The sequence below is a fragment of the Pseudomonas sp. Leaf58 genome (genome assembly GCF_003627215.1).
Lineage (GTDB): Bacteria > Pseudomonadota > Gammaproteobacteria > Pseudomonadales > Pseudomonadaceae > Aquipseudomonas.
On record NZ_CP032677.1, the window covers coordinates 65,751 to 78,009 of the forward strand.

The 12,259-nt window shown below is 63.0% G+C and carries 11 protein-coding genes; 3 read left to right on the forward strand and 8 right to left on the reverse strand.

All coding sequences use genetic code 11. The features are described from left to right. Nucleotides 1-47: 47 nt before the first annotated feature. Both DV532_RS00335 and DV532_RS00340 read right to left on the reverse strand, forming a co-directional pair. Nucleotides 48-719, reverse strand: a complete 672-nt coding sequence (locus DV532_RS00335) for a methionine ABC transporter permease (protein WP_056793728.1) — start codon at nt 717-719, stop codon at nt 48-50. Beyond that, entirely contained in the window at nt 719-1,726 is a 1,008-nt protein-coding gene (locus tag DV532_RS00340) for a methionine ABC transporter ATP-binding protein (RefSeq protein ID WP_056793727.1), read from the reverse strand. Before DV532_RS00340 ends, DV532_RS00335 begins: the two co-directional genes overlap by 1 nt. Nucleotides 1,727-1,951: 225 nt before the next feature. Here DV532_RS00340 and katE point away from each other — a divergent pair, with 225 nt between their 5' ends. After that, the gene (gene katE / locus DV532_RS00345; RefSeq protein WP_056793725.1) at nt 1,952-4,087 is read left to right on the forward strand and encodes a catalase HPII; all 2,136 of its coding nucleotides are present in this window, start codon (nt 1,952-1,954) and stop codon (nt 4,085-4,087) included. 97 nt (nt 4,088-4,184) lie between these two features. Here katE and DV532_RS00350 read toward each other — a convergent pair whose 3' ends face one another. The 4 genes from DV532_RS00350 to zur all read right to left on the reverse strand — a co-directional run bounded on the left by DV532_RS00350 (nt 4,185) and on the right by zur (nt 7,050). Continuing rightward, nucleotides 4,185-4,892 (reverse strand): PA5502 family lipoprotein, encoded by a 708-nt coding sequence (locus DV532_RS00350; RefSeq protein WP_056793723.1) that lies wholly within the window; start codon nt 4,890-4,892, stop codon nt 4,185-4,187. A 127-nt stretch (nt 4,893-5,019) separates the two neighbouring features. After that, the gene (gene znuB, locus DV532_RS00355; RefSeq protein WP_056793722.1) at nt 5,020-5,802 is read right to left on the reverse strand and encodes a zinc ABC transporter permease subunit ZnuB; all 783 of its coding nucleotides are present in this window, start codon (nt 5,800-5,802) and stop codon (nt 5,020-5,022) included. Then, entirely contained in the window at nt 5,795-6,568 is a 774-nt protein-coding gene (gene znuC, locus DV532_RS00360; protein ID WP_056793720.1) for a zinc ABC transporter ATP-binding protein ZnuC, read from the reverse strand. Before znuC ends, znuB begins: the two co-directional genes overlap by 8 nt. Next, on the reverse strand, nt 6,565-7,050 hold the full coding sequence (gene zur, locus DV532_RS00365; RefSeq protein ID WP_056793718.1) for a zinc uptake transcriptional repressor Zur: 486 nt from the start codon (nt 7,048-7,050) through the stop codon (nt 6,565-6,567). Before zur ends, znuC begins: the two co-directional genes overlap by 4 nt. Nucleotides 7,051-7,068: 18 nt before the next feature. Here zur and DV532_RS00370 point away from each other — a divergent pair, with 18 nt between their 5' ends. Further along, nucleotides 7,069-8,025: a zinc ABC transporter substrate-binding protein gene (locus tag DV532_RS00370; RefSeq protein WP_056793715.1), complete on the forward strand. Its 957-nt coding sequence runs from the start codon at nt 7,069-7,071 to the stop codon at nt 8,023-8,025. Nucleotides 8,026-8,124: 99 nt separating this feature from the next. On the opposite strand, the gene DV532_RS00375 is transcribed toward DV532_RS00370, so the two are convergent. Both DV532_RS00375 and DV532_RS00380 read right to left on the reverse strand, forming a co-directional pair. Then, nucleotides 8,125-9,075 (reverse strand): homoserine kinase, encoded by a 951-nt coding sequence (locus DV532_RS00375; RefSeq protein ID WP_056793713.1) that lies wholly within the window; start codon nt 9,073-9,075, stop codon nt 8,125-8,127. A gap of 69 nt (nt 9,076-9,144) precedes the next feature. Continuing rightward, a complete protein-coding gene (locus tag DV532_RS00380) occupies nt 9,145-9,432 on the reverse strand; it encodes a DUF2782 domain-containing protein (RefSeq protein ID WP_056793710.1) in 288 nt (95 codons plus the stop codon). 75 nt (nt 9,433-9,507) lie between these two features. Between DV532_RS00380 and polA the strand changes: the two genes are divergently transcribed. Further along, complete coding sequence (gene polA, locus DV532_RS00385; protein WP_056793707.1) at nt 9,508-12,255, forward strand: DNA polymerase I; 2,748 nt, start codon at nt 9,508-9,510, stop codon at nt 12,253-12,255. Nucleotides 12,256-12,259 lie beyond the last annotated feature (4 nt).

Genomic DNA, 12,259 nt, shown 5'->3' on the forward strand with positions numbered 1-12,259 from the left:
GGCCGCGACGGCCCCCGAACGGGTCGGCTGGGCCGACCCCATTGGGGTTACTTACGGGAAAAATGCACGACCAGTTTGTCGCCCACGCTCTGCAGCACTTGAACCAGTACCAGCAACAGCACCACGGTGACGACCATCACATCGGTCTGGAAGCGCTGGTAACCGAAGCGGATGGCCAGGTCGCCCAAGCCGCCGGCACCGACCACGCCGGCCATGGCGGTGTACGACACCAGGGTGATGGCGGTTACGGTAATGGCCGCGAAGATGCCCGGGCGGGCTTCTGGCAGCAATGCGCTGGTGATGATCTGCCGGGTGGTTGCACCCATCGACTGGGTGGCTTCGATGATGCCGCGGTCTACTTCACGCAGGGCGGTTTCCACCAGGCGCGCGAAGAACGGCGTGGCGCCTACCACCAGCGGCGGGATGGCGCCGGCGACGCCCAGCGAGGTGCCGGTGATCAGCACGGTAATCGGGATCATCACGATCAGCAGGATGATGAACGGCAGCGAACGCAGGATGTTGACGACCAGCGACAGCAGCGCATACACGCCCTTCTGCTCGAACATCTGCTTCGGCCCGCAGAGGAATAGCAGCACGCCCAGCGGCAGGCCCAGCAGCACGGTGAAGAACAGCGAGCCGAACAGCATGATCATGGTGTCGATGGTGGCCAGCCAGATTTCGGCCCAGTCGACGTTGGCAAAGAAATTCAGGGCGTCCATCAACGCAGTACCTCCATATGTACGTCAGCTGCCTTGAAGCGGGCAAATGCCGCTTCCATGTCACCGCCGATCAGGGCGAGGGTGAGCTGGCCATAGGGGACATCCTTGATACGGTCGATACGCCCAGCGAGGATGCTGTAGTCCACACCGGTTTCGCGGGCCACGGTGCCTAGCAGCGGCGCGTAGGTGGCGTCGCCCTGGAAGGTCAGGCGCACGATGCGGCCTGGCACATGGGCAAAGTCGTCGCGCTGCTCGCCTTCGTCGACCTGCTCGTCTTCCTGGACGAAACGCTTGGTGGTGGCGTGCTGCGGGTGCAGGAACACCTCGGCCACCGAGCCCTGCTCGACGATGTGGCCGGCGTCCATCACTGCTACGCAGTCGCAGACCCGGCGGATCACGTCCATCTCGTGGGTGATCAGCACGATGGTCAGCTTCAGTTCACGGTTGATTTCGGCCAGTAATTGCAGGACCGAAGCCGTGGTTTGCGGGTCGAGGGCGCTGGTGGCCTCGTCGCACAGCAGGATCTTGGGGTTGGTGGACAGGGCGCGGGCGATGCCGACGCGTTGCTTCTGGCCGCCAGACAACTGCGCCGGATACTTTTTGGCGTGGTCCGACAGGCCGACGCGGGCCAGCAGTTCGGTGACGCGCTTGTCGATTTCGCTGCGCGACAGGTCGCCGGCCAGGGTCAGCGGCAGCGCGACGTTGTCGGCGACGGTCTTGGAAGCCAGCAGGTTGAAGTGCTGGAAAATCATCCCGACCTGCTGGCGGAAGCCGCGCAGCTGGCTGGCGTTGAAGGCGGTGACGTCTTCGCCGTCGACGATGATCTTGCCACCAGAAGGCTCTTCCAGGCGGTTGATCAGGCGCAGCATGGTGCTTTTGCCGGCACCAGAGTGGCCGATAAGGCCGAACACTTGGCCATCTTCGATGGTCAGGCTGGTCGGATTCAGTGCGGGGATTTCCCTACCGGCAACGCGGTAGGTTTTATGTACCTGTTGGAACTCGATCACGTAGCGAACCTTGTGGGGCGCATGGAATTTGGGTCAGCGGTTAGCTGTGGTCGCGCATTTTAGCCTTTTCCTATAGCTGTTCTTAGCATTTATTTCGTAATGCACCAATCCTTCGGGCATATAGCGACAACCGGTAATTCTGATTGAACGCTCGGCAAAGCACTCCAGTCACTACTTGCACAAGCCCGACACGGGTACGCCTGAACTGATGAAGGAGAGCCGACCATGCCCAGCAAGAACACGGACGCGCCGAAGCACAGCGAAGCCGCCGGCACACAGACCCCCGACCGGGCCAACACCAATGCCAAGCTGCAGAGCCTGGAAGCTGCGCGCAGTGATGCCACAGGCCATGCACTGCGTACCAATCAGGGTGTGCGCATTGCAGACAACCAGAACACGCTGAAAGCCGGCGACCGTGGGCCCTCGCTGCTTGAAGACTTCATCATGCGCGAGAAGATCACGCACTTTGACCACGAGCGTATTCCGGAGCGCATCGTGCATGCGCGGGGTACCGGTGCGCACGGCTATTTCCAGAGCTATGGCAACCACGCAGAACTGACCAAGGCTGGCTTTTTACAGGACCCGGAGCAACTCACCCCGGTTTTCGTGCGGTTTTCCACGGTGCAGGGCCCACGTGGCTCAGCGGATACCGTGCGCGACGTGCGTGGCTTTGCGGTGAAGTTCTACACCGATGAGGGCAATTTCGACCTGGTGGGCAACAATATGCCGGTGTTCTTCATTCAGGATGCGATCAAGTTCCCCGACTTCGTCCATGCCGTGAAACCCGAACCGCACAACGAAATCCCAACGGGTGCGTCGGCACATGACACCTTTTGGGATTTCGTTTCGTTGGTGCCCGAGTCGGCCCATATGGTGATGTGGGCGATGTCGGACCGCGCGATCCCGCGCAGCTTGCGGATGATGGAAGGTTTCGGGGTTCATACCTTCCGCCTGATCAACGCCCAGGGCGAGACCAGTTTCGTCAAATTCCACTGGAAACCGCGTCAGGGTGTGCATTCCCTGCTGTGGGACGAAGCGCAAAAGCTGGCAGGCAAAGACGCCGACTTCCAGCGTCGCGACCTGTGGGAAGCCATTGAGACGGGCGATTACCCGGAATGGGAGCTGGGCGTGCAGGTCGTGCCGGAAGCCGACGAGCACGCGTTCGACTTCGACCTGCTGGACCCGACCAAGATCATCCCGGAAGAGCTGGTGCCGGTTACGCCCCTGGGCAAGATGGTGCTGAACCGCAACCCGGACAACTTCTTTGCCGAAGTTGAGCAGGTAGCGTTTTGCCCGGGCCACATCGTGCCAGGCATCGACTTTAGCAACGACCCGTTGCTACAGGGCCGGCTGTTTTCTTACACCGATACCCAGCTAAGCCGTCTGGGTGGGCCTAACTTCCACCAGATCCCGATCAACCGCCCCGTCGCCCCTAACCACAATAATCAGCGCGATGCCTTGCACCAGCACCTGGTGCACCGCGGGCGCGCTTCCTACGAGCCAAACTCCATCGATGGCGGCTGGCCGAAGGAAACTCCTCCGGCCCCGCAGGATGGCGGTTTCGAGAGTTACCAAGAGCGCATCGATGCGCACAAGATCCGCCAGCGCAGCGAGTCATTCGGCGACCACTTCTCGCAAGCGAAGCTGTTTTTCCAAAGCATGAGCCCCACCGAGCAACAGCACATTATCAAGGCGTACAGCTTTGAACTGGGCAAGGTTGAGCGTGAAACCATTCGTGCGCGGGAGGTGAACGAAATTCTCGCCAACATCGACCTCAAGCTGGCTGCGGCGGTGGCTGCGAACCTGGGCCTACCTGCGCCAAAGGCCGGCACCGTGCAGGTCAAAGCTAGTCAGCTGAACCAATCCCCTGCACTGAGCCAGATGAACCACCCAGGTACGGTCGGCATCAAGGGCCGCAAGATTGCTGTGTTGGTGGCTGATGGCGTGGACGCTGCCAGCGTAGACAAGCTGGTCAAGGCGTTGGAGGCGCACAGCGCCCGGCCGATGCTGCTAGGGCCGACGTCGGCGCCGGTGAAGACGGCGGATGGCAAGCAATTGCCGGTGGCTGCGTCGATGGAGGGGATGCCTTCGATCATGTTCGACGGCATTGTCGTGCCCGGGGGCAAGGCTTCGACGGATGGCCTGGCGGGTAGTGGCTTGGCCAAGCACTTCCTGCTGGAGGGCTACAAGCACTTGAAGGCCATGATGTTGACCAAGGAGCTATTGGGCAGCTTGGGCCTCAAAGAGGACAAGGGGCTGTTGCTGGGGGACGAGCAGAAGGTGGTGGATGCCTTTGTCAAAGCGGTCGAGGGGCATCGGGTGTGGGAGCGGGAGGCGGCTGCGGAGGCTGTGCCCGCCTGACAGGGCTCTTCGCGGGTAAACCCGCTCCTACACCGGCCGGATGCATGCCTTGGGGCTTGTGCAAATCCTTGTAGGAGCGGGCTTGCCCGCGAAGCATTTACTGTTGACGCGGAACCAGAACCACCTGCGCCGGCAGCGAACGCTGGATTTCATGCTTCTGCTTCAAATCGAAGCCACTGTCGATCTTGCGCACACGCTTCTCCAGCAGGGTCTTCAACCAAGGCGCATCTTCGGTGCGCGGCACTTGGAACAGCACCTCGCACTGGTAGCTCACCACATCGGCGGCAATTTCATCCAGTTGGCGGCGCATGGCGCGGCTGTCGGTGGTCTTCAAGGCCACCACGGTGCTGGGCGCTGTCGGGTCAATGATGCGTGCCTTAGGCTTGGCTTCGGCCGCTTTCAGCGCAGCCTCTGCCTTTTCCAGCTCGGCCTTGCGTGCCTGGCTCATGGCATCGCCACCTGTCACCGCTGGCGCTTGCGGCATTAGCGCGCGGGCACGGGCCAGGGCGGTGGCTGCAGCATTCACATCACCCTTTTGCAGCACGATCTGGCTGCGTTGCAGGTAGGCCTCGGCCAGCTGGCGCTGGTATTGCTCCAGGCGTGGGTCATCAGGCGACTGGGCCTGCAGGGCAGCCAGTTGATCTTCGGCGGTAGCCAGTTCACTACTGGCGATGTTTTGTTGCAACTGCTGCCAGGCATCGGCTTGGGCAGGTGCGGTGGCCTGTTCGACCGGTGCGCTGGAGCAGGCAGCCAGGAACAGGGAAAACGCGGCAACAAGCAGATAACGGGAGGCGAACGGCTTCATTCCTGCGACTCTCTATTTGCGCAAAAAGCGAGCAAGTCTACACCCAGGTGCGCACGCTCGAAAACAGGTCTTACAGACCCTTTACCCGCTAAAAGGTTGCAGGGCACGCCTTCACGTGCCCTGATTTTCAGCGTTTTGGCAGGGCTAGGCTCAGCAAGAATAGCACTGCTGCGCAAACCACGATCGACGGGCCGGCAGGGGTGTCCTTGAACCACGACAGGGCCAGGCCGCCGCACACTGCGGTCACGCCCAGCAGGCTGGCACCCACGGCCATCTGCTCGGGAGAGCGGGCGTGGCGCTGCGCCGCAGCGGCGGGGATGATCAGCAGCGAGGTGATCAGCAACACCCCGACGATCTTCATGGCCACGGCAATCACCACCGCGATCAGCAGCATCAGCGCCATGCGCAGGCCGGCCACGGGCAGGCCTTCGACCATGGCCAGCTCTTCGTGCACGGTCACTGCCAGCAAAGGCCGCCACAGCACGGCGAGCAGCAACAGGACCAGCGCGCTACCGCCGAGGATCCAGGCCAGGTCGGTGGGGCTGATGGCCAGCAGGTCGCCGAACAGGTAGGCCATCAGGTCAATGCGCACGTCGTGCATGAAACTCAGCACTACCAGGCCTAGCGACAAGGTGCTGGGGGCGAGTATGCCGAGCAGGGTGTCGGAGGCCAGTGGTTGGCGTTGCTGCAAGGTCACCAGCAAAATCGCCAGCAGCAGGCAGCCCACGGTTACCGCCAGCGCTGGGCTAACGTCCAGGGCAAAGCCCAAGGCCACGCCAAGCAGGGCGGCGTGGGACAGTGTATCGCCAAAATAGGCCATGCGCCGCCACACCACGAAGGAGCCCAACGGGCCAGCCACCAGCGCCAGGGACAAACCGGCAAGCAGGGCGTAGAGAAGAAAATCAGCCATGCTTGCAGTGCGCTCCGTGAACATGGGTGCCAGGGGCGACCACCGAGCCATGCAGGTCGTGGCTGTGGTCGTGATGGTGATGGTAGATGGCCAGGCTGGGGGCAGTCTGGCCGAACAGTTCGACGAATGCCGGGTCGCCGCTGACCTGCTCGGGGTGCCCCGAACAGCACACGTGGCGGTTCAGGCACACCACCTGGTCGGTGGCGCTCATCACCAGGTGCAGGTCGTGGGAAACCATCAGCACGCCGCAGCCGTGGCGGTCGCGCAGGCGGGTAATGAGGTTGTACAGCTCGGTCTGGCCGACCACGTCGACGCCCTGTACCGGTTCGTCGAGCACCAGCAACTGGGGTTCGCGCAGCAAGGCGCGGGCCAGCAGCACGCGCTGCATTTCGCCACCGGAAATGGTCTGGATTGGGTTGTCGATGACCTGCTCGGCGCCCACTTCCTGCAACGCCGAGAGGGCTGCTGCACGGTCTACGCCGGGCACCAGGCGCAGGAAGCGCAGCACCGACAGCGGTAGCGTGGCATCGACCTGGATTTTTTGCGGCATGTAGCCAATGCGCAGCTTCGGCTTGCGCCATACCTTGCCGCGGTGCGGCTTGAGCAGCCCGAGCACGGCGCGCACCAGGGTGGTCTTGCCCGCCCCGTTGGGGCCGATCAGGGTAACGATTTGGCCGGGTGCGACGGCCAGGTCGATGCTGTCGAGCACCGCCTCGCCACCAAAGGTGACGCCCACCTGCTCCAGGCGGATCAGTGCGTCGCTCATGCCGCGCTCCGGCAGTTGCTGCACAGGCCGACCACCTCCACGGTCTGGGTCTCGACCGTGAAGCTCACGCCTTTGGCGCTGCTGATGATGGCTTCGCTGATGCACGCCTGTTCGAGCTCGATGGCCACATGGCAGGCGCGGCAGATCAGGAACTGCCCCTGGTGCACGTGCTCGGGGTGGCTGCAGCCGATGAAGGCGTTGAGCGAGGCGATGCGGTGCACCAGGCCGTTGTCCAGCAGGAAATCCAGCGCGCGATACACCGTGGGCGGCGCGGCGCGGCGGCCGTCCTGTTCGCTGAGCACGGCGAGGATATCGTAGGCGCCCAGCGGCTTGTGGCTTTGCCACACCAGTTCCAGCACACGGCGGCGCAGTGCGGTCAGGCGCAGGCCTTGGCGGGTGCACAAGGCGTCAGCTTCAGCCAGTGCGCTGTGTACGCAATGGGAGTGATCGTGAGGACGGTTGGCCAGCGGCGTGATGGACATGGGCAGCGACGGTTCTGGATGGAGACGTTATTATGTTACCTGTTTCTGCCGACTCGAGTATTCACCGTGTCCCGATTCCTAGCCCTTTTTGTCGCTTTCATCGCATTTTCGGCCCATGCCGATGTGCGTGTGCTGACCAGTATCAAACCGCTGCAGCAGATAGCCGCCGCCGTGCAGGATGGCGTGGGCAGCCCCGAAGTACTGCTGCCGCCTGGCGCTTCGCCGCACCACTACGCACTGCGCCCGTCCGACGTACGGCGGGTGGGCGATGCCGACCTGCTGTACTGGATTGGCCCGGACATGGAGAGCTTCCTGCCGCGCGTTCTGGGTAGCCGCAGCAAGGCCACGGTTGCCGTGCAGTCGCTGCCGGGCATGAAGCTGCGCCACTTTGGCGAGGACAGCCATTCCCATGAGGAAGAAGGCCACGACGACCATGACCACGACCATCGCCCAGGCAGTTTGGATGCGCACTTGTGGCTTTCGTCGGCCAACGCGCAGGTAATTGCCGCGAAAATGGCAGCGGACCTGGCCCAGGTCGATCCGGCTAATGCGGCGCGTTACCAGAGCAACCTGAAGGCTTTTGCCGAACGCCTGGATGCGCTCGATGAGCGGATCAAGGCACGGGTGGCCGGAATTGCCGACAAGCCGTACTTCGTGTTCCACGAAGCGTTCGATTACTTCGAGGCTGAATATGGCTTGAAGCACACTGGCGTGTTCAGCGTGGCCTCCGAAGTGCAGCCGGGGGCGCAACATGTGGCGGCCATGCGCAAGCGCCTGCAGGAAGTGGGCAAGACCTGCGTGTTCAGCGAGCCGCCGTTGCGGCCACGGCTGGCCGAGACATTGACCGCCGGGCTACCGGTGCGCCTGGCCGAGCTGGATGCACTGGGCGGTACCGAGCCGGTGGATGGCAAGGGCTATGAGCGCTTGCTGGAGAAGCTGGGTGGCGATCTGGCTGGGTGCCTGGAGCAGCTGTAAGCCTGTACCGGCCTCTTCGCGGGCACGCCCGCTCCCACAGGGATAACACCAACTTGTAGCTGTGGGAGCGGGTGTGCCCGCGAATGAGGCGGATGCGGTCTAGAGGGCGAACGGCAGGTGCAAAGCCACCTGCTGGCGCTGCGCCAGGCGCACTTCGAACTCGCTCGGGTCGTGGATCATCACATCCATCCCGGCAAACGACTCCGCTGCAATCAGGCGCGACAGCCAGAAGCGCACGCAGCCTACCCGCAACATTTCCGGCCACAGTTCAGCCTCGGCGGCAGTGAACGGCCGCAGCGCCGCATAGGCCGCCAGCAGCGCCTGGGCACGCGGTACATCGACTGCACCGTGCTCGTCCAGGCACCAGTCGTTCACGGTGATAGCGATGTCATACAGCATCGGCCCGGAGCAGGCGTTGTAGAAGTCGATCACCCCCGTCAGGTGGGTGCCTTCGAACATCACGTTGTCGCGGAACAGGTCGGCATGCAGGTTGGCCCGTGGCAGGGCCAGAATCTGCGCCTTGTGCGCGCTGATTTCATCCAGTGCCGGCTGCAGCAGCGCAGTTTGCTCGGCAGTCAGGCGTGGCAGCAGCTCGGCACCCGAGGCCAGCATCCAATCCAGGCCACGGTCGGTGCGGCGCTCGATGATGTGCTCGCGGGTGGCCAGGTGGATGTGCGCCAGCAGTTCGCCTACCTGGGCGCAGTGCTGCGCATTGGGGGCCTTGATGTGTTTGCCGGACAACCGTGGCTGCAGCAGTGCCGGTTTGCCGCACAGTTCGCGCAGGCCATTGCCGTCGCGGTCACGGATCGCATAGGGCACCGGCATGTCGGCAGCGTGCAGGGTGTCGAGCAGCTCGATGAAGAACGGCATGTCCTCGCTGGGCCCGCGCTCGATCAGCGTCAGGACGAACTCCCCCTGTTCGAGGCTGACGAAGAAATTGCTGTTCTCGGTGCCGGCGGCAATGCCTTGGAAGTCGAGCAGACGGCCCAGCTCGTACGGCGCCAGAAAGGTTTCCAGCTCAGGCCGGGTCACGGGGGTGAAGACTGACATGATGAAAAATTGCCCATACGGGCACTTCCGCCGGGAAGTGCCGGGTTGATGTGAACGGTGCGCGTCAGATTACCACTCGAAGATCTTCCAGGACGGGATCAACATGTCCGGCTGGTCGGATCGAATGAAATTACCATCAGAGCCATCGGCGCGTACCAGGAAATAAGGCTTGCCGTTTTTCGGCGTGATCTTGATCGCATACAGGAACCCGTTTTGCCGGTACTCCTGGATGGTTTTGTCGCCTTCCGTGCGAATGGTCACCTCGGGATCGGCCGAGGGGGCGTCGTCCGCCGCCAGGGTGACGACTGGCATGGTTGCCAACAGACCGAGCAGTAACAGGCGATTGAGTGCACGCATGATAACCTTGTCCCTTTGTCGTCAATGATTCTGGCTATTCTAGCGCCGGACCCGTCGAAAAGGTTGATTCTGCTCATGAGCCAAGCGCCCCTCGTCCTGGTGGACGGTTCCTCCTACCTGTACCGCGCCTTCCACGCGCTGCCGCCGTTGACCACTTCCAAGGGCATGCCGACCGGTGCGGTGAAGGGTGTGTTGAACATGCTCAAGAGCCTGCGCAAGCAATACCCCGACAGCCTGTTTGCGGTGGTGTTCGACGCCAAGGGCGGCACCTTCCGCGATGCGATGTTCGCCGAGTACAAAGCCAACCGCCCCAGCATGCCGGACGACCTGCGGGTGCAGATCGAGCCGCTGCACGCCAGCGTCAAGGCCCTAGGCTACCCGCTGTTGTGCGTCGAGGGTGTCGAGGCCGACGACGTGATCGGCACCCTGGCGCGCAGCAGTGCTGCGCTGGGCCGTCCGGTTGTCATCTCGACCGGTGACAAGGACATGGCGCAGCTGGTAGACGGGCACATTACCTTGGTCAACACCATGACCGGAAGCGTGCTGGACGTGGCTGGCGTGCACGAGAAATTTGGTGTCGGCCCGGAACATATCATCGACTTCCTGGCGCTGATGGGTGACAAGGTCGACAACATCCCCGGCGTACCGGGTGTGGGCGAAAAAACCGCTGTTGGCCTGCTGACCGGCATCGGCGGCGGCCTCAGCGACCTGTACGCCAACCTGGACAAAGTGCCGACGCTGGCCATTCGCGGCGCCAAGACCCTGCCGGCCAAGCTCGAGGAGCACCGCGACGCGGCGTTCCTGTCCTATGAGTTGGCCACCATCAAGGTCGACGTACCGCTGGACGTCGAGGTCGAGGCGCTGGTGTGTGGCGAGCCCGACCGCGACGCCCTGCTGGCGCTGTACACCGAGATGGAGTTCAAGAGCTGGGTTGCCGAGGTGCAGCGTGAAGCAGCCAGGGCCGGTGACGACCTGGCGCCGGTCGCGGAGCCGGCGGCCAAGGTTGAGCCCACCTACGAAACTATCCTTGACCAGGCGCGTTTCGACTTCTGGCTGGAGAAGCTGCGCCAGGCTCCGTTGTTCGCCTTCGACACCGAGACCACCAGCCTGGACGCCCAACAGGCGCAACTGGTCGGCCTGTCGTTCGCTGTCGCACCGCATGAAGCAGCCTACGTGCCGCTGGCCCACGACTATGAAGGTGCGCCGGCTCAGCTGGACCGCGAGGCGGTACTGCTGGCGCTGAAAGCGCTGCTGGAAGACCCGACCAAGGCCAAGGTCGGGCAAAACGCCAAATACGATATCAACATCCTCGCCAACGGTTCGCCGGCCATTGAAATGCGCGGCGTGGCCTACGACACCATGCTCGAGTCGTATGTGCTGAACTCCACCGCCACCCGTCACGACATGGACAGCCTGGCGCAGAAGTACCTCGACCACACCACCATTGCCTTCGAGGACATCGCCGGCAAGGGCGCCAAGCAGCTGACCTTCAACCAGATCCACCTGGACAAGGCCGGCCCCTACGCCGCCGAAGACGCCGACATCACCCTGCGTCTGCACTACGCGCTGCAAGCACGCCTGGCGCAAACACCGAGCGTGCAGCCGGTACTGATGGACATCGAGATGCCGCTGGTGCCGGTGCTGGCCAAAATCGAGCGCCAGGGGGCGCTGGTCGATGCTGCGCTGCTGCAGGTGCAGAGTGGTGAGCTGGGGGTGAAGATGGCCGAACTGGAGCAGCGCGCCTACGCGCTGGCCGGTGAGCAATTCAACCTTGGCTCGCCCAAGCAGTTGGGCGCGATCCTCTACGACAAGCTGGGCATGCCAGTGCTGAGCAAGACCACCAAGGGCCAGCCATCCACGGCGGAGGCGGTGCTCGATGAGCTGGCCGAGCAAGGCTACCCGCTGCCCGAGGTACTGATGCAGTACCGCAGCTTGAGCAAACTCAAGAGTACCTACACCGACAAGCTGCCAGGGCAGATCAACCCGCGCACTGGGCGTATCCATACCTCGTACCAGCAGGCTGTGGCGGCGACTGGCCGGCTGTCGTCGAGCGACCCGAACCTGCAGAACATCCCGATCCGTACGGCCGAAGGCCGGCGCATCCGCCAGGCGTTCATTGCCAGCCCCGGGTACAAGTTGTTGGCGGCGGACTACTCACAGATCGAGCTGCGCATCATGGCCCACTTGGCCAAGGACGAAGGCCTGCTGCACGCCTTCCGCAACGACCTTGACGTGCACCGCGCCACGGCGGCGGAAGTTTTCGGCGTGGCATTAGCCGACGTCACCACCGACCAGCGCCGTAGCGCCAAGGCCATCAACTTCGGCCTGATCTACGGTATGAGCGCCTTCGGCCTGGCCAAGCAGATCGGCGTCGACCGCAAGCAGTCGCAGGATTACATTGACCGTTACTTTGCCCGCTACCCGGGCGTGCTGGCCTACATGGAGCGCACCCGCGCCCAAGCGGCCGAGCAAGGCTATGTCGAGACCCTGTTCGGCCGTCGTCTGTATCTGCCGGACATCAACGCCAAGAACCCAGCCCTGCGCAAAGGTGCGGAACGCACGGCGATCAACGCGCCAATGCAGGGCACCGCCGCCGATATCATCAAGCGGGCCATGGTCAATGTGGACAACTGGCTGAGCGAAAGCGGGCTGGATGCACGGGTGATCTTGCAGGTACACGACGAACTGGTGCTGGAAGTTCGCGAGGATTTGGTGGAGCAGGTGAAAGATGAAATTCGCCTGCACATGAGCCGCGCTGCGCAGCTGGATGTGCCGTTGCTGGTCGAGGCAGGAAGTGGGGCGAATTGGGACGAAGCTCACTGATTGA

Coding starts and splice junctions, on each gene's coding strand:
- DV532_RS00335 (WP_056793728.1), bottom strand. CDS start 719: ATGGACGCCCTGAATTTCTTTGCCAACGTCGACTGGGCCGAAATCTGG.
- katE (WP_056793725.1), top strand. CDS start 1,952: ATGCCCAGCAAGAACACGGACGCGCCGAAGCACAGCGAAGCCGCCGGC.
- DV532_RS00350 (WP_056793723.1), bottom strand. CDS start 4,892: ATGAAGCCGTTCGCCTCCCGTTATCTGCTTGTTGCCGCGTTTTCCCTG.
- znuB (WP_056793722.1), bottom strand. CDS start 5,802: ATGGCTGATTTTCTTCTCTACGCCCTGCTTGCCGGTTTGTCCCTGGCG.
- znuC (WP_056793720.1), bottom strand. CDS start 6,568: ATGAGCGACGCACTGATCCGCCTGGAGCAGGTGGGCGTCACCTTTGGT.
- zur (WP_056793718.1), bottom strand. CDS start 7,050: ATGTCCATCACGCCGCTGGCCAACCGTCCTCACGATCACTCCCATTGC.
- DV532_RS00370 (WP_056793715.1), top strand. CDS start 7,069: ATGGAGACGTTATTATGTTACCTGTTTCTGCCGACTCGAGTATTCACC.
- DV532_RS00375 (WP_056793713.1), bottom strand. CDS start 9,075: ATGTCAGTCTTCACCCCCGTGACCCGGCCTGAGCTGGAAACCTTTCTG.
- DV532_RS00380 (WP_056793710.1), bottom strand. CDS start 9,432: ATGCGTGCACTCAATCGCCTGTTACTGCTCGGTCTGTTGGCAACCATG.
- polA (WP_056793707.1), top strand. CDS start 9,508: ATGAGCCAAGCGCCCCTCGTCCTGGTGGACGGTTCCTCCTACCTGTAC.